The organism is Streptomyces sp. NPDC019224 (assembly GCF_040632605.1).
GTDB lineage: Bacteria > Actinomycetota > Actinomycetes > Streptomycetales > Streptomycetaceae > Streptomyces.
In genome coordinates this window covers 1-19,664 of record NZ_JBEYCF010000013.1, presented here as the reverse complement: position 1 = coordinate 19,664, position 19,664 = coordinate 1, and the positions used below count along the sequence as shown (strand labels likewise).

Below are 19,664 nucleotides of genomic sequence, written 5' to 3'. Positions count from 1 at the left end.
TCACCCCAAACCCCTCGCTTGTTTGCGCATAAATTGCCGGCGAGTCTCGATCGTTATTGATTCCCTTGATCCTGTAGCCGCGCTCTTTCCAGTCCCGATCGACTACACCCAAGAAGTTCCCTCGCCGCTTTTCAGAGACGATAGTCATCACTGAGCGTCGACGCGTAACGTCACAACTACCCGTTGTCGTGGGCCCATGAGCCCACTGAACAGCAGGTTTGATGCCCGCAAGCGTCGCGTCCATGATTTCGTCCGCGTGATCCGCCGCCGCCTGCATATTCATAACTTCCCTCTTCCCGTTTCCGGCGCATCCAGCGAGCAACACACCCAGAGTCAGCGCCACCGCACATGCTGAAATTCGGGCCTTCATCGATGCTCCTCGGCCTTGAGGTCACGAGCTTTCCCAGCAGCAACTAGCGCGATACTGTTGGCAGACATAGAATCCCGGTCCGGATCGAAGTACTGCGTATGGGCATCGACATTCATTTTCCCGCCACTGAAAAGCCCGGGGCCATCGTCCACCGGAAACCTTCTCGCGCCAAATGAACTGCTTGCCGGATCTTTCCCAAACCACAGGTCGTCGCCCCCTGGGTCAGCCGCTTCACCAAAGAGACGTGCACCTGCTGGACCTTGATCGGTCAGGCCGACCAACCCTAGAACCGCCTGCGACTTCGACGGAAGCTTGGTCACAACGTCATTCTCTGCAGCGCCCACGAACACGTGGTCGCTCCCCACGCCGAGGTCCTCTGCCCGGTCCACACCAACCCCGGGACTACCGACCAGCACAATGTCGTCAACCCCAGGGATGCCGTTACCCTGCTGCGTCGCAGCCCCAACCGTGCGAGACCCGTACGAATGACCGATAGCCGTCATGTGTGGATCCTCGTTCTCGTTCGTCGCCGACAAACCTCCCATGAACTGATTGAACGCCATGCCACCTTTATCTGCCCGCTCATCCCCAGCTACATCGAGACTGTCAAGACCGTCTGGAAATTGAGGCGCATCGTAACCGAGCCATGTAATCGCAGCACTCGAATGATCATGCGAAATCATTCCGATCGCTGTATCCCTGGCACGCTTAACGTCCCCCGTAGCAAATTCCTCATCCAACGACGTGTTCAACCCCGGCACATAAGCCGAAACATTCCGCGCCGTATCCGGGTTCCCGAACGACACAATCGCCCGCCCGTTCCCCTCGTCCCCGATGCCGAGGAGGTACATCGGCGGCTGGCCGCCCTCGTTCAGCTGCCGGCTGATCTCCCGCAACCCCGCCAACCGCACGCGCGACGTCTCGTCGTCCCGCCCCTCCAGCTTGCCGATCAGGAGTTGGAGGTTGTCGCGGTTCGCCGTGTCGCGGACCAAGGCCGGAATGCCGTCCAGGTTGCCGATCTGGTCCGGGTACACCGCGAGGTACTCCTCGCGCTGTTCGTCCGTCAGGTGTTCCCACCACTCACGCCGCGCCGCAGGCGTCGCGTCGCGCGGGATACGGGACTTCAGGTAGCCGTACGCGGCATCCCGTACCGCCGCCGCGTCCCCCGCCGCGTCGGTCCACGTGCGGTCCGGGACCTTCAGGCCCTCCTCCGCCTTGAGCCTGCGCAGCACGCGGGCGAAGCGCCAGTCGATCTCGGCGGCCGTCCGGACCGCCTTCGCGACCCGGTCCGCGATGTCCTGTGCCTTCGTGGCGTGCGGGTTCGGGGCGACCAGGCCGGAAGGAGGGAACAGACCGGGCGCCGTCGACACCCTCGCCGTGCCGCCCGGCAACGGGGCCCCGTCGATCAGGCCCGCGCCCCCGGCCGGATACGTCACCGAGCCGTCCGCGTGCACGGTGAACTTCAGCGATTCCGCTTCCTCCAGCGCACGCCGCAGCGCCGTCTGCTGCACCCTCATCTCATGCGCGAGGCTGTTCAACGCGGTGCGGATCAGACCGCACTCGGTGTACACGTACTGCAGGTTCCGGCCCAGCTGCCGCAGCCGCCCGACCGCCGCGTCGGCCGCCGCGCCGTGCTGGTTCTCGCGCAGGGCGGCCAGCAGTTGCTTCTCGATCCGGTCCCGCCCGGCATCCGCGCGGCTGCTCGCCTTGCCCCAGCCTTCGGCCGCCCCCTCCAGCTCGGCGCACTTGAGGTCGCGTAACTGAGCCCACGTCAGCGTGGAGCCCGACGCCGTCATCGCTCGACCCCGTGGGTCCGGCGCGCGACGGGTGAGAAGGACGACCGTACGGACTCGTTGGTCTCGCCCTGCGCCCGCGCCACCGCGCGAAGGTTCCCCGCCAGCGCCCCGCACTCACGGCGGGCGGACTCGAAGCGCCGGGCCCAGGACTCCTGTACGACGCCCAGCTCGGCGAGGGCGTTCAGACCGACGGTCCCGGCGGTCAGCCCCTCGTGCGCCGTCGCCAGTTCCGCGCGTACGGGACCGAGATGGGCGCCCATGCCCTCCGCACCCCCGGCGGCCCGCAACCACGCGCCGCCGCTGTGCCGCAGCTCGTCCCCGGCGGCGGAGCCGCCCCCCGTCCCGCCGCCTGCCAGATCGCTCAGTCTCAGCCGCGCACCGCTCACCGTTCGCCCCGTTCTTGATCGTGAAGCTCGTGGAGCGGCACTGTGCCAAACGCGGCAACCCCGACACGCCGGTCGCCCGGCCGCAGGGGAGCGGGGATCGCCCCGCTCCCCTGGCCTGCCAACGCCTCGCCCCCCATCCACGGATCACCCGAACGGTGGACCGCCGCTAACGCCCGTACGTCCTCGGGTCCTCCGTGGCCAGCCGGGTCAGCGCGGCCGCCGCACGGTCCTGCGGCGGGGTGCCGTCCTCGGGGATGCGCCAGAGGAGCTGGCCCGGAGAGCCGTCCACGGAGTCGTGCAGGAGGCTGATCAACGTCTCGTCCGGGTCGTGGAAGTCCGTGCCGGTCCAGCCGAGCCGGACGTTCCAGCGGGTGAGGAGGTCCGGCCGGCCGCGCAGTCCGGCGACGATCAGCCGGGCGGCCCGGCGGGCCGGCCACGCCCAGCTGTCGTCGCTCTGCGCACGGGTGACCTCGGCGTCGTACGCGGCGGCGTCGAAACGGAGCTCGGGCATCTCGCGTTTGCCGCGTGGCGGAGCCGGGCAGCGCCACCCGGACCAGACGACCTGGTCCCCCTCCCGCCGCACGGTGACATACAGCGCCCCGCAGCAGCCCTCGGAGCAGTACGCCTCGGCGAGCTGCACCTCCCGGGGTTCGTCCGTGGCCCGCAGGAGGCCGGTGTCCAGCAGCTGCTCGGGCGAGTTGGCGGGCCCCCGGCCGAAGTAGTCCGGCACGAGCGGACGCCCGTCGACGAGGACGCGCGCCTCGACCGTGGCGGGGTCGGCGGGGTCGCGGTCGTGGATCTCGATGCACAGCGGCGCGGAAGGGGCGCACGAAGAGCGCAGTACCCGCGCCCGCGTGCGCTGGATCCACGCGAGCCGCCTCCGCTCGCCGGGACCGTCGCTCCCGTGCGACGGAACCGTCCGCCACTCGGGCCGGCTCAGGACGGCCGTCAGCTCCGACAGCGCCGCCTCCCGGCGCCCGGGGCCCCAGTCGTGCAGCATGACGGGCCCCGTGCGCAGCTCCTGGACGGCGGACAGCAGGAGCGCGTGATGGTCGACGGTGGGCGGGAGGAGACCGGCGCCCCGCGCGAGTTCCTCGTACGCACGAGGGGCGTCCGGGTAGAAGAGGATCTCGGGCTGGTAGTCGCGCAGGGTCGTCATGCGGAACAGCAACCGCCCTGCCTGGGCGACCAGTTCGCCGCCCTCCGAGGGTGGCAGGTCATGGACAGCCGCCAGCAGCTCCGCCAGCCGGGACGCCTCGGCGACTCTCCGTGCCGACTCGGGCGCCATGTCTCCCGGCAGCGAGACCAGCCGTTCCCGTACGGCGGCACGGTCACCGGAGTCGAGCGCGGCGAGCAGCGGCTGGAGGTCGGGTGCCCCGTTGTGGTTGCGCAGGGCGAGCACGGCTGCGGCCGGTCTGTCGATGGCGTCGAGCGCGTGGACGACGGGGCGCACGAGGGTCCGCAGTACGCCGAGGGTGCGGAGGTACGGCACGTCCTCCGGTTCGCCCAGCTCGATCAGCAGGGCGAGGCCGGTGCAGACGGCCGGGTAGCTGACGCCGGTACGCACCAGGACGCGCGCCAGGGCCCGCGCCCGTTCCTGGTTCTCCACCGGCAGGGCGGTGATGAGAATGCGCAGGGTGCGGTGCCGGACGGGTGGGTCCAGGGCCGCCAGCCGCCGGTGCACCTCCGCCGCCGCCTCGACGGCGTCCGGGGCGACCAGCAACGGCCCGAGCAGGCGGGCCAACTCGTCCCTGGTTCGGGTGAAGTCCCGGCTGGGCCGGTTGGCCGGGCCGGAACGGGGTACGGGTGGTGCCGCGTCCGCCCGGGACCACGGTCCCTCGGGCTCGGCGCGCTGGACACGCAGCGCGCACGCGTACACGGACGAGGGCCGGGAGGTGAGCGCTCCGCGCTCTTCCGGGGCGCTCAACGGGCGGGGTGGTTCTCGATTCCAGAGATCATGGGCCGGAGTGTGGCAGAGCCGCACCACCGCGTGCCATCGTTTTTCGCACCCACCGGAGCCCGCCCGTACTCCCCGGAGCCCGCCCGTACTCCCCGGAGCCCGCCCGTACTCCCCGAAGTCCGCCCGTGCTCCCCGGAGCCCCGCACGCACCATCGCCCTCAGCGACCGGCCCGGGTCACCTGTCCGGGCAGGACGATCCCCTGCGCGTGGGCGGTCTTCCCCGGTCGCAGGGTCCACGGCACCGGGGGCGTGGAGGTCAGCCAGCCCTCGTCGATGAGCGTGCGCACGATGATCCCGCGCAGCTCCCGCGACAGCTTCTTCCACCCCAGGCCCTTGCACAGCTGTCCGTACGACGGCCCGTGGCCGTGCCCCGTACGGAACGCCACGGTGAACAGGGCGGCCTCGCGACCGCAGTTCGGATGGGCGTCCCGCCAGGTGGCGTAGGCGTCGAGGGCCGACCGGGGCATGGGCAGGGGGGAGGGCGGGGTCATGAACCCGTTCGCGACGCGGCTGAAGGCGAGATGGCAGAGCCGGCAGTTCTCGACCGCCTCCACGTGCCGCAGCAGCGCGGGGCTGACCTCCGACTTCCATGCCGCCCAGCTCTCCGGAGTGGCCTCCGCGACGGCCGCCGCTTCCCGGGCCGCCCGCCGTTCCTCCTCCTCCCGCGCGAGTGCGGCGAGCTCCTCCGGGGTACGGAAGAGGCCCGCGAGGTGCCCCACCGCCGGGCCGAGCCGGTACGTCTGTCCGCTCACCTCGGTGAGGAAACCCTTCTCCAGGAGCGTGGGCACCGCCCCGTAACAGGCGACGGGCAGCTCGGCCGGCGCGTGGCCGACCAGCTCGGCGGAGCAGTGGGCCGCCAGGAACAGCGCGGCCAGCCGGACCGCCGAGGAGCCCTTCCGTACGGGCTTGGCCGCCCTCGTACGCATGGACCAGCCCGATACCTTCGACCGCGCCTCCTTGCCCAGGGGCAGCACATGGCCGGGTCCGGGGGCCATGTCCGGCACGACGATGCCGGCCGGTTTGTCCGGGTCCCCGTCGATCAGCTCACCGGGCACCCCCCACCCGGCCGCGGACAGTTCGGCCAGGGCGCCCTCGGGGTCCTCCAGCCGCAGCGAGCGCAGATCGGTCCTCGTGAGGTTGCCGGCACCCGTCCGGGCGGCCCGGATCCCCACGACCACCGCGAGGAGCTGCGCGTCGACGGTGTTCAGCGGCAGGCCGGCCACGTACGACAGGAGCGCGCGGGCGGCCTCCCCCTGGCGCGGGGTGAGCAGGAAGGACGGCGGGGCGGCGGCACCGTCCCCGGCGGAAGCGGTCGTCACGGGCGGCACGGCGGACACGACAGGCTTGGGCACATCACATCTAACGGTGATCGGACCGCCGAAGTCACGCGCACGGCCCGAAGTCTTCCCGACCGGGCGCCGGGTCATACGCACCCCGGGACCCCGAAGCACGCCCGAAGCATGCCCGAGCACGCACGGAGGGACGTCAGCGGGACGTCAGGGAGGCGTTAGCAGAACATGAGCGGCGGGCGAGAAGCTTCCCAGGTCAGACAGTCCGGAGGGGGAGCGGTTCGCCGCAGGTCCCGGGCCCTGGCCGCACCGAGCCGACCATCCGACCGCCACACACTTCGGGGAACTCCATGCGCACGAACCGCAACCGCAACCGCACCGCCGCTCTCGGCGCCGCCGTCACCGCCGTGCTCGCCCTCGCCCTCACCGCCTGTGGCGGCGACGGCAGCGGCACGAAGGCGGCCGGCCCGGCGGACAACTCCGTGTCCGCCGAGGCCACCACGGCCACCGACACCGCCAAGGACACCGCCAAGGACACCGCCAAGGACACCGCGAAGACCGGCGGTTCCACGGCGTCCGACGGTGCGAAGACGTCCGACGGCTCCACGGACACGGTCACCTCCAGCACCGGCAAGTCCAAGGACGGCGCCGCGAAGACGGGCGGTTCGACGAGTGGAGCCACCGGCGGCAACACCAGCGACAGCTACGCCTACAAGCACCCGTGCGAGAGCGCCGACCTGTCGGTGCGCGTGTACGCCCGCGAGGGCTCGGCCACCCAGCACGTGATCGAGGTCAACAACACCGGCACCGACTCCTGCGGCCTGAGCTACTTCCCGCGCGTCAGCCTGGGCGCCTCGAACGCCGAGGACCACAGCGGCGACATCGTCCCGCTGGTCCCGGGCGGCCTGGGCGGCGCCCCCGCGTACCCGGTCAAGCCGAAGACCGCCGCGATCGCGGTGATCGACCTCAACCCGGGCGGCGGGAACGGCGTGACCTGGGTCAACGAGCTGAACGTGCTCGCCGACGGCGACCACATGCCCAACGCCGAGCAGCTCAACTTCCCGCTCGGCCCGGATGTGAAGGTCGGCACCCCGAAGCTCGGCCTGTACGAGAGCACGGTCGCGGACGCGGTGGCCTCCATGAAGCAGGCGAACACGAAGTCCTGACACCTCCGCCACCCCCGCCGAAGCCCCTGACCGGACGCTCGTCCCGGCAGGGGCTTCGGCGCCCCCCGGCACATCGCGCCCCCACGGCCACAACCCAGCGCCGCACTGCGCACAGGGACGGCAGGCGACCTCACTGGCAGTCCGGCTTGGCCGCGCATTCCACCCAGAGCAGCTTCCCGCGCTGCCCCGGCAGCCCGCCGCGCACGGGGTACGCGCCCCAGCTGTCGGCGTAGACAGTGACGAGGTAGAGCCCGCGCCCCCGTTCGGCGAGCTCTTCCGCGGCCCGGTCGCTCCACTGGAAGGGGGCGGGGATGGTGGGTTCGGTGTCCCACACCCCGAGGCGAACCCGGCTGCGGCCGGCGTCGCGCACGCGCAGGGAGTACGGACCCGAGGAGTGCCGATAGGCGTTGGTGACGAGTTCGCTGGCCAACAGTTCCGCGGTCTCGGTGAGTTCGGACATGCCATGGACACGAAGGACGGTACGGAGGGTGGCCCGGGCGACCCCGGGGGCCCGGGGATCCTGCGGGAGTTGGAGGGTGTAGGTCCAGGGCGGCGCTACCGTGGCAGTGGGCATGGAGTTCTCCGATCACGAGGGACGGACGGCGTGAATGAGGTTTCCTGCGCTGCCCGGTGACGAGGCCGCTCCGTCGAGCGGGGTACTTCCGGGCGGGTGGCCGAGATCCAAGCTAGCGAGTCAGAGTTAATGAGTTAACCGATTCGCGAGATATCCGTTAACTCACACTCGTGTGGGTGACCAGCCGCTCAAGGAGGCGAACCAACCCGTGAGGACAAGCCCGACGGGTCGCCAGCTCCGCTTCGGCAGCGAACTGCGCAAGCTGCGTGAACGTGCGGGCCTCACCGCGACCCAGGCCGGCCGGCTGCTGGGCGTACAGCAGAACCAGATCAGCAACATGGAAGCCGGACGTGTGGGAGTGAGCCCGGCGCGGCTACGCGCACTGGCCGTCCACTACGGCTGCACGGACCAGGGTCTGGTCGCCGCCCTCTGCGACATGACAGCCGACCGAACCCGCGGCTGGTGGGAGGAGTACCGGGAGATCCTTCCCACGCCGCTCCTCGACCTGGCAGAGGTCGAGCACCATGCGCAGCACCTCCGTACGGCGGTCACGGTCCACGTCCCCGGGCTCTTCCAGACCGCAGAGCACGCCCGCGAGGTGTTCCGGCAGGACGTGCCGGCGCTGTCTCCGCCCGAAGTGGAGCACCGGGTCTCGTTCCGCATCAAACGGCAGGCCGTTCTGCACCGAGACCGTCCGGCCCCGCAAAGGGCCGTCATCCACGAAGCCGCGCTACGCATGCAGTTCGGCGGCCCCAAGGTCACCCGTCAACAACTGGAACACCTGCTGGCGCTCAGCGAACTCCCCCACGTCTCCATCCACGTGATCCCCTTCGCGGCCGGAAGCTTCGCAGGATCGGGCCAGTCGATCTACTACTCGCACGGACCCGTACCTCAGCTCGACACCATCAACCTGGACCAATCGCATGGACCCGTATTCCTCGACACCGAGCCGCAGCTGGCGAAGTACCGGGTCCTGTTGAGTCGGATGGAGACCATCGCACTCGACCGGGAGGACTCACGGAACTTCATCCACACCATTGCCCTCAGCCTGTGAAGGAGCGCGACATGACCGTGTACGCCTGGCAGAAGTCGTCCTACTGCGCGCAGGGCAACTCCTGTGTTCACGTGGCCACTCACAACGGCACGATGAGACTTACCGAATCGGGCGACCCCACCGGTGCGATACTCCGCACCACCCCCGCCGCCCTCGCCGCGCTCCTCCGCTCGCTCAAGGAGGACGCACCCCGTGACTGACGACTCCGCCCCCCTCACCTGGACCCGGGCCGCCCCCGAGGGCGCGACCGGGCCCGGTCCGTGGATCGAGATCGCCTTCGGGGACGACGACCTCGTCTTCCTGCGCGAGACCCGCGATCCCGAAACCGTCGTCACGACGACCCGCGCCAAGTGGGAGGCCTTCGCGAAGGGCGTACGGGCCGGCGAGTTCGACCACTTCGTCGACGGGCAGGGGTGAGCCGGGGCGGTGCGCCCGCCCCCATCGGCCCCCGCCCAATCGACCCCCGCCTCGGCGGCGCCCGGCGTACCGTCCTGGCATGCCCCTGACCTACCTCACCCTCTCGCCGCGCCGCGGCATCGCGCTCATGGAGCTGCGGCTCCACTCGACGTACGGCGGCCTGATCGAGGGCGCCTCGACCGCGGCCGTCAACGACCGGATCATCGCCGGCCTGCTGCGTACCGCCCGGGAGGCCTACCCGGAGCTGCCGGTCCACCTCATCCCGCCCGAGCGGACGGCCCGCGGCCGGGACACGCGCCGGGGCGAACCGATCGAGGACCTGCCACCCGTGGCGTGCATCGGGGAGTTCGACTCGAAGGAGCTGGACCCGGCCCACGACGACGGCTGGCACTTCTCCGCCCTGGTCGTCGTCTGGTTCCAGCACACACCGGACCCGCCGACGAACGACAACGCTCCGGCGGCTCTGCGCGACCTCGCGTGGGAGGAGCTGGCGGAGGAGTTCGAGAGCTGAGCGTCCCTGCCCACAGAAGGGACCCCGTTCATGCCCCACGGCTTCCACACCATCCACCGGCTGTCATACCGCCCCGCTACGCTCGCCGCATGACCGCCTTCCGCGACTTCAACTTCAAGCTGCTCGTCATCGAACAGCTCATGTACACCGACGGGACCCTCACCCCGGTGTTCCGCATCGCCGACTGCCTGAAGGCCAAGGGCATCGACGACCCGCAGGACTACGCGTACGAGAACGACCTCGCCCACACGGTGCTGGCCGAGGCCCGGGAGTACTTCGAGGCGCTGGAGATCAGCCCGGAGCTGCTCGCGACGGTCGAGGAACTCGAGCTCGACGGCGGGCTGGAGGTGTACCAGGAGTGCTCCCCGGTCTGGGACGGCGAGGACGACCTCTACGACGTGCGCTCCCTCGACGACCTCGACCTGCTGCCCAACCTGCGGCTGATCTCGGGCGTGGACGACTGCGGCATGGGCGCCGCGTTCGACCCCGAGGTCCTCGCGAGCCGGGGAATCGCCACCGACTGACGGGCCGTGAGCGGGTCTCGTCCGGCCTTGCTCCCGTACGTGTCCGCCGCGCTCGCGGCGGGCATGATCAATTACATGAAAGAGGACAAGAGGGACACCGCAAGCAGTGCGCCGGGCCAGATCCTGCACTGGAACTTCTTCATAGGCGGCCACCTCAGCGCCTCCGTACCCGTGCGCCTCGTCGAACGCACGGACGCGGGCCAGCTGGTGTGGATGAAATCGGGCACCCCGATGTGGCACGCCGCACTCCCGCGGGGCGTCACTCACTTGCGGGACATCGACCCGCACGAGCGTCCGGCCGAGGGCTTCCCCGTCGTCGCGGGCCGCTGGCCGATGGGCGACGCCCTCTTCTACCAGCCGACGGGAGCCGCGCACTCGGTGCTGTGGCTCTTCGGCCGCAGACACAAGTTCCGCGGCTGGTACGTCAATCTCGAACGGCGTGTCCACCACGGCGCCGACATCGACATCACCGACCACGAACTGGACATCAACGTCGCGCCGGACCGGACATGGAGCTGGAAGGACGAGCAGTCCTTCGCGGAGAAGACCGGCCACCCCGCGTACTGGACGGCCGAGGAAGCACTCGCGATCCGGTCCGAAGGAGCGACGGTCGCACAGCTCGCCGAGGCCGGAACCTTTCCCTTCGACGGCTCCTGGTGCGATTTCCGGCCACCGTCCTGGTGGAAGACCCCGTCCCGCCCGCCGACTCCGCGCCACCCGCTCCTGCGCCCGACCGACGCCCAGGCCTCCCGCCCCACGCCCTGAACAGCGCCGCTCGGCCACTTCGGGACATCTCGGCCAGCCTGGCGCAATGCCGATCATTGCCCGGCGTCACTCTCCGTGATACACAGAGTAACCATGCGCATTTCGCCCATACACCGATTCGATCCGCAGGTCAGGGCGGTCAGACCGGTCAAATGTGCGAGATCCGGGTAAAGAGAGCAGTGAAGTCGTCGTACGAAAGCAGTTTCATCAGCGAAGATAGAGAGTGACCCGTGCCATGCGGTACGGGCGCCGAACTACCCAACAGGGGCGGTGACTTACATGATCCTGGCAGCTGAAAAGGGCGATATCACCACCATCATCGGCGGAATCGCCCCGAACTGGGGGCCGTTCGGGACCCTGGGCAACGAGGCGCGCGTGATGATCGAGGTGGTGATGGCGATCGCCATCCTGCTGTGCCTCGGCATCGCGATCTGGGGCGCGGCCAAGCAGCGGATCGGCGCGACGGCTCTGCGCGACACGTTCAGCGCGGAACAGGGCAAGGGGCTGATCGTGGCGGGCCTGACCGGTGTGTTCATCATCGGATCGCTCGGCACCCTGTTCACCATTGTCTACGGGATGGCCGTCTGAGCAGGCGTCACCCCTGACCGGGGGCCGCCGTCCACTTGTCCGCCCCACCCCTCCCATCCGTCCGTCGTGCCCACCGGCAGAGGTTGCGTACCCCTGATGTCGAGTCATCACACCGCGTCCGCGCGGAGAGCAGCACGGCTACCGTCGTACTACGAAACGGTTCGAGCAACGGTTGAGGGGGCGTACGCGGCATGAGTCTCGGCGACGAGGACGGCTACGGCAACGACGCGGGACGCACGAGCGACGCCTACAGCACCATCGGCGGCACACGCCAGACCCGTACCCGCCTGCCCGAGGGCCCGGCCGGCGACGCCTACGGCCCCCGCCGCCCGGCCCGCGCCTCGCGCTCCCTCATCACGTTCGTCGGCGTGGTGGTCCTCCTGCTGGGCGCCATCGCCTTCGCGAACATGGGCGGCGACGACGGCTCGGGCGGGAAGTCGAGGGGCGGCGGCGACAAGGCCGGTGCCGCACCGACCGCGGCGACGGGGACGAAGCCGGTGACGGGGAAGAACGGCACGATCCCTTCGGGCTTCGCCCACGACCGGCAGGGAGCGGAGAGCGCGGCGGCGAACTACGCGGTGGCGCTCGGGTCCGCCGACATGTTCGACAGAGACCAGCGACGCGCCATTACAGGTGCGGTGTACGCACCAGCAGTCGCCGCTGCACGCCAGGATGCCCTGGACAAGGTCTACTCCGATGCCGACTTCCTCGCGAACATCGGTCTCACTCCCGAGGGCACCGCACCAGCCGGGCAGACGTTTATCTCACGCTCCAACCCTGTCGGCACCAAGGTCGTGAAGTTCAGCGGCGACACTGCAAGCGTCGCTGTTTGGTACTCAGCTCTGTTCGGTCTGGCCGGCGACGGATCGAAGAACCCTGTGTCCGAAAGCTGGTTCACCAACACCTTCGAGCTCAAGTGGACCGGCAGAGACTGGAAGGTCACCAACTTCACGCAGAAGGACGGCCCGGCCCCCGTCGGCCGGGACCAAGCCGCCTCCTCTGCTGAAGAAATGGCTGATGCGGTCGAACAGTTCGGAGGGTTCACGTATGCCCGGTAGTCGCCGCTCCCGTGGCCTTTCGCTGGCAGCAATGGCGAGCTCTGTCCAGGTTTTCGCCGTCCTGGCAGCCAGCCGTGCATTCGCTGCGCCGTCACCGATCCCGACCCCCAGCGAGGACAGCAGCGCCTGCGATCTCATTCGCGGCCCCGCCAAGGACTACTGCGAAGGCGGCAACGCCAGCTCCCCCAAATCCACCCCGCCCGCCAGCACCGACCCCGCTCTCGACCCGCTCACTTCCCTCGGGCGGGGCTGCGCCGACGCCGCCGCGTGGATCGTGGGCAAGCTCAGCGACGCAGTCAAAAGCACCGCCAACGTCGACTTCACGAACACCCGCTTCCTCCAGCAGTACGCGATCGTCTTCGCCGCCTCCACCGTCCTGACGCTCGTCCTGTGGCTCCTCGCCGTCGCCAAGCGGGCGATCCGCGGCGTGCCGCTCACCACCGCGATCTCCGAGGCCATCGGCTTCCTCTGGCTCACCGTCCTCGCGTCCGCGTTCACCCCGCTCATCCTCTACACGATCGTCTCCGCGACCGACGGCGTCACCGAGGTCATCGCCTCGTCCTCCGGCGGCCAGACCGACGTCTTCTTCGGGTCCTTCGCCGAGGCGCTCAAGAAGGACTCCGACATCGGCGGCGGCCCGATCATGCTGATCGTCGTCTCGCTCGTGTCGATCCTCGCCGCCGGCATCCTCTGGCTGGAACTCGTCATCCGCGCGGCCCTGCTCTACGTCGGCGCCCTCCTGGGCACAGCCGTGTACGCGGGACTCGTCGACAAGAACATGTGGGGACACGTACGCCGCTGGGCGGGCATCATGATCGCTGTGATCATGGTCAAGCCCGTCATCGTCATCGTCCTCGGCCTCGCCGGCGCGCTGTCCTCCGACGACGGCCCCGACGCGTTCTCCGCCGTGGTCTCCGGCCTGGCCATCATCCTGCTGGCCATCTTCGCCTCCGGCATGATCTACCGCTTCGTCCCCGGCTTCGGCGACGAGATCCAGGGCGCCCGCACCAACCGCAAACAGGCCACCGACGGCTCCCAGGCCGCCGCCATGATCAGCTCGCCCGCCGCGCTCGTCTCCCAGGGCATCAAGACCCACAGCAGCCGCGGCGGCCAGAGCGGCGGCGACACCGGCAGCGGCGGCGGCCGCCCCGCCAACCCGGTCAGCGGCGGAGTCGCCGCCCACAGCTCCCGTAACGCCGGGAGCGGAGTCGGCGGCGGATCTGTCCCCTCCGCCGCACCTCCGCCCCGCAGCGGCTCGGGCCCCACCTCCGGCACCCCGCACAGCAGCCGCGGCTCACGCGGCGGACCGGGCAGTTCAGGCAGCACAGGTAACAACCGCACAGGAGGTGGCGGGCGTTGAGCACACAGTCCCATCCGATCGCGCCCCGCCGTACGTATCTCATCGGCCGGGCCCGGCCGAACGCGATCGTCGGCAAGAACCGTGAGACGGGCGAGATCGCCCTGATCATCGCCGGCGCGTTCCTCGGCATGATGAGCGGCCTGCTCGTCCCCGTCCTCTCCCTGCGCATCGTGCTGCTCACCGGTTTCCCGCTGCTGGCCGTGGCCATGGTGTACGTCCCGTACCGGCACCGGACCTTCTACAAGTGGTTCGAGATCAACCGCAGCTACAAGCGGTCCCTGCGCCGCGGCACCGCCTACCGCTCCTCGGCCATGGAGGCGGGCACCCGCGCCGACGGCCGCGAGGTCGAGATCGGCCCGCCCCCCGGCATCGGCCGGATCAACTGGCTGTCCGCCCCCTTCGGCCCCGACGAGATCGCGGTCCTCCTCCACGCCGACCGGCGCACCGTCACCGCGGCCATCGAGATCGAGGGCCCCGGCGTCGGGCTGCGCGACAGCGAGGACCAGGAAGCCCTCGTCGACCGGTTCGGCACCCTGCTCAAGCACGTCGCCAACGGGGACGGCTTCGTCACGCGCATCCAGATGCTGGCCCGTACGCTCCCCGCCGACCCCGACGCCCACGCCAAGGACGTCGCCCAGCGCGGCGACAAGTCCTCCCCCCGCTGGCTGCAGGACTCCTACGACCAGCTCCAGTCCATGGTCTCCACCTCCAGCGAGCAGCACCGCGCCTACCTCGTCGCCTGCATGCACTTCAACCGCGAGCTCGCCGCCGAGGCCAACGCCATGGCCCGCGCCGCCCGCCCGCACACAGGCCGCAAGCTCGACCGCGACGCCGGCCTCGCCGTCGTCATGGCCCGCGAGCTCACCGACATCTGCGCCCGCCTCGCCGAGGCCGACATCCGGGTCCGCCAGCCCCTCGGCCAGAGCCGGCTGGCCTCCCTCGTCCACTCCATGTACGACCCCGACCACCCCATCGACCACATCCAGGCCATGACGAAGCGCAACGCCTGGCCCGCCGAGCTCGACGCGGTCGAACCGACGTTCCTCCAGGCCAAGACCCGCGAATCGTCCACCCGCGCCCCCTGGTGCCACTCCACGGCCTGGGTGAAGGAATGGCCGATGACCCCCGTCGGCGTCAACTTCCTGGCCCCGCTCCTCGTCCACACCCCCGATGTGATCCGCACGGTCGCCGTCTGCATGGACCTGGAACCCACCGAGATCGCCATCGAGCGGATGCTCACCGAGAAGACCAACGACGACGCCGAGGCCAGCCGCCAGGCCAAGATGAACCGGACCGTCGACCCTCGCGACATCGCCGCCCACGGCCGGCTCGACCAGCGGGGCGAGGATCTCGCCAGCGGCGCCGCCGGGGTCAACCTCGTGGGGTACATCACCGTGTCCTCGCGCTCCCCCGAGGCCCTCGCCCGCGACAAGCGGACCATCCGCGCCTCCGCCGGAAAGTCGTACCTGAAGCTGGAGTGGTGCGACCGCGAACACCACCGCGCCTTCGTCAACACCCTGCCGTTCGCCACCGGCATCCGCCGCTGACGGCCGGCCCACGACACCGAGAGGGAGGTCAGTCACGCCATGCGAGATCCGCTGTCCGCGTTGTCGGACGCCTTTACCGCCTTCCTCTTCGGGAAGGTGGAGACCACCCGGCTGCCCGTCCGCACCTCGACCGGACAGGCCCAGGCCGTCTACCTGCCCACCGCCGCCCCCGGCCTCGGCGACTCCGGTGTGATCATCGGCCGCGAGGTGTACTCCGGCAAGGGCTACATCTACGACCCCTTCCAGCTCTACGGACAACAGCTCCCCGCCCCGCACTGGCTGGTCCTCGGCGAGTCCGGGAACGGCAAGTCCGCGCTGGAGAAGACGTACGTGCTCCGCCAGCTCCGCTTCCGCGACCGCCAGGTCGTCGTCCTGGACGCCCAGGGCGAGGACGGCGTCGGCGAGTGGAACCTCATCGCACAGGAGCTGGGCCTCACCCCCATCCGCCTCGACCCCACCTCCGCCCTCAACGGCGGCATCCGGCTCAACCCGCTCGACCCCGCGATCACCACCACCGGCCAGCTCGCCCTGCTGCGCACCATCATCGAAGTCGCCATGGGCCACGGCCTCGACGAACGCTCCGGCTTCGCGCTCAAGGTCGCCCACGCCTACGTCAACGCGACCACGACCGACCGCCAGCCCGTCCTCATGGACATCGTCGAGCAGCTGCGCCACCCCGAACCGGAATCCGCCCAGGCGATGAACGTCGACATAGACGACGTACGCGCCTGGGGCCTGGACGTCGCCCTCGTCCTCGACCGGCTCGTCGACGGCGACCTGCGCGGCATGTTCGACGGGCCGACGTCCTTCGGCATCGACCTCGACGCCCCGCTGATCGTCTTCGACCTCTCGCACATCGACCGCAACTCCATCGCCATGCCGATCCTGATGGCGATCGTCGGCGTCTGGCTCGAACACACCTGGATCAGGCCCGACCGCAAGAAGCGCATCTTCCTGGTCGAAGAGGCCTGGCACATCATCAACTCGCCCTTCGTCGCCCAGCTCTTCCAGCGCCTGCTGAAGTTCGGCCGCCGGCTCGGCCTCTCGTTCGTCGCCGTCGTCCACCACCTCAGCGACGTGGTCGACGGCGCCGCCGCACGGGAAGCCGCGGCCATCCTGAAGATGGCGTCGACGCGCACGATCTACGCCCAGAAGGCCGACGAGGCGAGAGCCACCGGCCGGGTCCTCGGCCTGCCCCGGTGGGCGGTCGAGATCATCCCCACCCTCACCCCGGGCATCGCGGTCTGGGACGTCAACGGCAACGTACAGGTCGTCAAACACCTGATCACCGAGGCCGAACGCCCCCTCGTCTTCACCGACCGCGCCATGACCGAGTCGTCCGTGAACGACCCCCTCCCGGACGACGTACGGGCCGCCGACCTCGAAGCGGAGGAACGCGCGGCCAGGATCGAGAACCAGCAGCGGCTGAACGAGTCGTCCGAGTCAACGGTGGCATGACATGGCAGGGAGTGGCGAGGCTCGGCCCGGCGACGGCAAGGGGGGCGGCATCCCCGACGGCCTGCTCGTAGGGCTGCTGGCCTTCCTCCTCGGGGTGACCCTGCTGGCCTGGGCTGCCACCGGCCTGGCCGGCCTCCTCGCCCACGGGGCCTGGCCCGAGGGCGTCACGTTGGCCGAGACACCGCTGGCGCTGCGCCGGCTGCTCGCGGCCCCGCACGACCTGCCCGCCGCCTGGCCCGGCACACCACCGGACGAGCTCTCCGGATACGGGCTGTTCTGGGGCCTGCTCATCGGTGAACTGATGGTGTTCGTGGTGCTGTCGGTGTTCGTGATGGGCGTCATCACCCGCTGGCGGGCCGTACGGGCCCGCCGCCGCGCGGAACGCACCGAGCGACTGGCACGATACGAACAGGTACGCCGGGAGGAGCGGGCGCGGCGCCGGACCCCGCAGGGCAGGGACCGCACGCGCGGCCGACGGGGCAAGCGCGAGGAGTACGCGTACGAGACCTCGCTCCCCGGGCCCGGACCGACCCCGGAGCCCGACGTCCTCCGTATGACCGCCCCGGCATCGGCCGTCCACGTTCCCACGGAACACCTCACCGGAACCGCGCCCGAGGCGGCGGCCGAACCGAGGACACAACCGCTACCGGCCACCGCCGCAGAGACGAGACCCGCCGGGAAGACCGTGCCCGCCGGAGAGACCGTGCCCGCCGGGGAGACCGCACCCGTCCTCCCCCTGACCCCAGGCGTCCCCTCCCCGCGCACCCCCCTCGTCCTCTACGGCCCCGCCGCCACCCGCCGGGCCACCGCGGTCCAGGCCATCCGCGAGGCCGACGGACCCGTGCTCGTGGTGACCTCCGACCCCAGCCTCTGGGCCGAGACCAAGGACGCCCGCGCCAAGCTCGGCCCCGTCCTCGTCTACGACCCCGGCCACCTCTGCGACACCCCGGACCGGCTGCACTGGGCGCCCACCACCGGATGCGAGCAGGCCGACCGGGCCGCCGCCCGCGCCACCGCGCTGCTCGCCCCGGTACGACCGCAGGCCCGCGTGGACGCGGCGACGGCCGACACCGCCGAGACCCTCCTGCGCTGCTGGCTGCACGCCGCCGCCATCGACGGCCGCCCCTTCCGCCAGGTGCACCGCTGGGCCATGGGCGGCAACGCCCACGACCCGGTCCGCCTGCTGCGCACCCACCCGAAGGCGGCACCCGGTCTCGCCGGCCTGCTGGAGTCCGCGCTCACCGCCCATCCCGAACGCCGCGAGATGGCGCAGGAGCTGACGGTTCGTGCGTTCGGCACCCTCTCCTCGGTCCACGTCCGGGAAGCCTGCACCCCAAATCGAACGGATGCGCTCGCGCTGGATTCCTTCGTGGACGAAGGGGGCAGCCTCTATGTGGTGGGTGAATCCATCGAGTCCCCGCGATCCGATCCGGGGACGATGCCCCTGCTCACCGCACTCGCCTCAGACGTGGTCGAGCACGGCCGCCGCATGGCCGCACGGTCATCCGACGGCCGGCTCGACCCACCAATGACGCTCGTCCTCGACGACGTCGCGGCCGTCGCACCCCTGCCCCGGCTGCCGGAGCTGCTGAGGTCCGGCCAGACCCAGGGCCTGTCCACCATCGCCCTGCTCCGTTCCCCGGAACAGGCCCGCTCCCACTGGGCACAACAGCTCCGGACACCCAGCATCCTCTGAGGAGCGGCCTCAGGGCCGCGTCACCTCGTACTCCAGCTCGCGCGCCGTCGGATCTCCCGGCATCGGCACCGTCTCCCCGGTCGGTACGAAGCCGAACCGCCGGTAGAACGCGGCGGCACGCGGATTGTTCTCGTGCACATACAGCCGTACGCGCTCCAGCCGCGGCTTCTCCATCGACCACGCCCACTCCACAGCCGCCCGGAACAGCGCATCGGCCACCCCCGAGCCCCGCGCCTCCGGCCGCACGAACACGCCGACCAGGTGCCCCTGGTTCACCGAGGCCGCCTCACCGAACCGCGCCTCGACGTCCGGCCCCTCGACGAGCACCGTCACCGACCCCGCCCAGGCACCGTCCGGGCCCTCGGCGACGAACTGCCGCACCTCGCCCGCACCGTCCTCGGAAGAGTCCGCCGTCCGCTCCCGCCACGCCTCGTCGGACCGCTTCAGGCCCTGCTCGTACGTCTCCAGGAATGCCACCGGGGCGGCCGGGTCCCGCAGGGCGGCCAGCCGGAGTTCCTTCACCGACTGCCACTCGTCGGCACGCACCGGCCGTATCACGTAGTCCATGCGCCGATCCTGACCCGCGCTCCCGCGACCACGCAAACGGATTCGGCCCTGCCCGCCCGGTGCCGCACCTCCGCACCTCCGCACCTCACGGTCATCGGTCGGGGCCGGATCAATGCCGCGATCTCCGAGCGCCTGCACCTCGCCGAGTCGACGCTGAAGACCCACGTCTCCCGCATCCTTGCCAAGAGGGGGCGTCAGGGACCGCGGCCAGGCGGTGATCCTGGCGTACGACACCCATCTGGATTCTTTCGGGCTGAAACGCAGAAAAGCCCCGTGCCATCGGCACGGGGCTTTCCCACAATGATTGTTCGGCGGCGTCCTACTCTCCCACAGGGTCCCCCCTGCAGTACCATCGGCGCTGAAAGGCTTAGCTTCCGGGTTCGGAATGTAACCGGGCGTTTCCCTAACGCAATGACCACCGAAACACTATGAAATTTATGAACACACCGGGCAACAACACGGCCGTTCGTTATTTCAGAACTTACACAGTGGACGCGAGCAACTGAGGACAAGCCCTCGGCCTATTAGTACCAGTCAGCTCCACCCGTTGCCGGGCTTCCACATCTGGCCTATCAACC

19 protein-coding genes, 2 rRNA genes and 1 pseudogene are annotated in these 19,664 nt (G+C 70.2%); 14 read left to right on the top strand and 8 right to left on the bottom strand.

Going from position 1 to position 19,664, the window contains the following annotated elements:
* Nucleotides 1-366: 366 nt before the first annotated feature.
* The 4 genes from ABZ564_RS11015 to ABZ564_RS11000 all read right to left on the bottom strand — a co-directional run bounded on the left by ABZ564_RS11015 (nucleotide 367) and on the right by ABZ564_RS11000 (nucleotide 5,831).
* On the bottom strand, nucleotides 367-2,166 hold the full coding sequence (locus ABZ564_RS11015) for an alpha/beta hydrolase (protein ID WP_360853094.1): 1,800 nt from the start codon (nucleotides 2,164-2,166) through the stop codon (nucleotides 367-369).
* Complete coding sequence (locus ABZ564_RS11010) at nucleotides 2,163-2,552, bottom strand: hypothetical protein (protein ID WP_360853091.1); 390 nt, start codon at nucleotides 2,550-2,552, stop codon at nucleotides 2,163-2,165. The genes ABZ564_RS11015 and ABZ564_RS11010 overlap by 4 nt, the downstream gene beginning before the upstream one ends.
* A 166-nt stretch (nucleotides 2,553-2,718) precedes the next feature.
* Nucleotides 2,719-4,479 carry a hypothetical protein gene (locus ABZ564_RS11005; protein WP_360853088.1) on the bottom strand — a complete coding sequence of 587 codons (1,761 nt, stop codon included), beginning with the start codon at nucleotides 4,477-4,479 and terminating at the stop codon, nucleotides 2,719-2,721.
* Between the two features lie 191 nt (nucleotides 4,480-4,670).
* Nucleotides 4,671-5,831 carry a hypothetical protein gene (locus ABZ564_RS11000; RefSeq protein WP_360853085.1) on the bottom strand — a complete coding sequence of 387 codons (1,161 nt, stop codon included), beginning with the start codon at nucleotides 5,829-5,831 and terminating at the stop codon, nucleotides 4,671-4,673.
* Nucleotides 5,832-6,151: 320 nt separating this feature from the next.
* On the opposite strand from ABZ564_RS11000, the gene ABZ564_RS10995 reads away from it, so the two are divergent.
* Nucleotides 6,152-6,967, top strand: a complete 816-nt coding sequence (locus tag ABZ564_RS10995) for a DUF4232 domain-containing protein (RefSeq protein ID WP_360853082.1) — start codon at nucleotides 6,152-6,154, stop codon at nucleotides 6,965-6,967.
* A gap of 130 nt (nucleotides 6,968-7,097) precedes the next feature.
* Here ABZ564_RS10995 and ABZ564_RS10990 read toward each other — a convergent pair whose 3' ends face one another.
* Entirely contained in the window at nucleotides 7,098-7,541 is a 444-nt protein-coding gene (locus ABZ564_RS10990) for an ATP-binding protein (RefSeq protein ID WP_360853079.1), read from the bottom strand.
* Nucleotides 7,542-7,749: 208 nt separating this feature from the next.
* On the opposite strand from ABZ564_RS10990, the gene ABZ564_RS10985 reads away from it, so the two are divergent.
* From ABZ564_RS10985 to ABZ564_RS10930, 12 genes are all read left to right on the top strand, one after another.
* Nucleotides 7,750-8,595 (top strand): helix-turn-helix transcriptional regulator, encoded by an 846-nt coding sequence (locus tag ABZ564_RS10985; RefSeq protein ID WP_360853076.1) that lies wholly within the window; start codon nucleotides 7,750-7,752, stop codon nucleotides 8,593-8,595.
* Between the two features lie 11 nt (nucleotides 8,596-8,606).
* A complete protein-coding gene (locus tag ABZ564_RS10980; protein ID WP_360853073.1) occupies nucleotides 8,607-8,795 on the top strand; it encodes a DUF397 domain-containing protein in 189 nt (62 codons plus the stop codon).
* On the top strand, nucleotides 8,788-9,012 hold the full coding sequence (locus ABZ564_RS10975; RefSeq protein ID WP_360853070.1) for a DUF397 domain-containing protein: 225 nt from the start codon (nucleotides 8,788-8,790) through the stop codon (nucleotides 9,010-9,012). The genes ABZ564_RS10980 and ABZ564_RS10975 overlap by 8 nt, the downstream gene beginning before the upstream one ends.
* 79 nt (nucleotides 9,013-9,091) lie before the next feature.
* Nucleotides 9,092-9,523: a hypothetical protein gene (locus ABZ564_RS10970; RefSeq protein ID WP_360853067.1), complete on the top strand. Its 432-nt coding sequence runs from the start codon at nucleotides 9,092-9,094 to the stop codon at nucleotides 9,521-9,523.
* Between the two features lie 89 nt (nucleotides 9,524-9,612).
* Nucleotides 9,613-10,047: a hypothetical protein gene (locus tag ABZ564_RS10965; protein WP_360853064.1), complete on the top strand. Its 435-nt coding sequence runs from the start codon at nucleotides 9,613-9,615 to the stop codon at nucleotides 10,045-10,047.
* A gap of 75 nt (nucleotides 10,048-10,122) precedes the next feature.
* The gene (locus ABZ564_RS10960) at nucleotides 10,123-10,812 is read left to right on the top strand and encodes a DUF402 domain-containing protein (protein ID WP_360853061.1); all 690 of its coding nucleotides are present in this window, start codon (nucleotides 10,123-10,125) and stop codon (nucleotides 10,810-10,812) included.
* Nucleotides 10,813-11,091: 279 nt separating this feature from the next.
* On the top strand, nucleotides 11,092-11,400 hold the full coding sequence (locus tag ABZ564_RS10955; RefSeq protein ID WP_024493027.1) for a hypothetical protein: 309 nt from the start codon (nucleotides 11,092-11,094) through the stop codon (nucleotides 11,398-11,400).
* A gap of 191 nt (nucleotides 11,401-11,591) precedes the next feature.
* Complete coding sequence (locus ABZ564_RS10950; RefSeq protein WP_360853056.1) at nucleotides 11,592-12,458, top strand: hypothetical protein; 867 nt, start codon at nucleotides 11,592-11,594, stop codon at nucleotides 12,456-12,458.
* 31 nt (nucleotides 12,459-12,489) lie between these two features.
* The gene (locus tag ABZ564_RS10945) at nucleotides 12,490-13,818 is read left to right on the top strand and encodes a hypothetical protein (protein WP_360853053.1); all 1,329 of its coding nucleotides are present in this window, start codon (nucleotides 12,490-12,492) and stop codon (nucleotides 13,816-13,818) included.
* A complete protein-coding gene (locus ABZ564_RS10940) occupies nucleotides 13,815-15,365 on the top strand; it encodes an SCO6880 family protein (protein WP_360853050.1) in 1,551 nt (516 codons plus the stop codon). Before ABZ564_RS10945 ends, ABZ564_RS10940 begins: the two co-directional genes overlap by 4 nt.
* A 39-nt stretch (nucleotides 15,366-15,404) precedes the next feature.
* Nucleotides 15,405-16,823, top strand: a complete 1,419-nt coding sequence (locus ABZ564_RS10935) for an ATP-binding protein (RefSeq protein ID WP_360853047.1) — start codon at nucleotides 15,405-15,407, stop codon at nucleotides 16,821-16,823.
* Between the two features lies 1 nt (nucleotide 16,824).
* Nucleotides 16,825-18,519, top strand: coding sequence for a type VI secretion protein (locus ABZ564_RS10930; protein WP_360853044.1), 1,695 nt, complete (start codon nucleotides 16,825-16,827; stop codon nucleotides 18,517-18,519).
* A 9-nt stretch (nucleotides 18,520-18,528) separates the two neighbouring features.
* On the opposite strand, the gene ABZ564_RS10925 is transcribed toward ABZ564_RS10930, so the two are convergent.
* Complete coding sequence (locus tag ABZ564_RS10925; RefSeq protein WP_360853040.1) at nucleotides 18,529-19,086, bottom strand: GNAT family N-acetyltransferase; 558 nt, start codon at nucleotides 19,084-19,086, stop codon at nucleotides 18,529-18,531.
* Between the two features lie 84 nt (nucleotides 19,087-19,170).
* Here ABZ564_RS10925 and ABZ564_RS10920 point away from each other — a divergent pair.
* A pseudogene (locus ABZ564_RS10920) lies at nucleotides 19,171-19,390 on the top strand (helix-turn-helix transcriptional regulator); the annotation flags it as partial.
* Between the two features lie 2 nt (nucleotides 19,391-19,392).
* On the opposite strand, the gene rrf reads toward ABZ564_RS10920, so the two are convergent.
* A 5S ribosomal RNA gene (gene rrf / locus ABZ564_RS10915) occupies nucleotides 19,393-19,509 on the bottom strand.
* 81 nt (nucleotides 19,510-19,590) lie between these two features.
* Nucleotides 19,591-19,664, bottom strand: a 23S ribosomal RNA gene (locus ABZ564_RS10910); the annotation flags it as partial.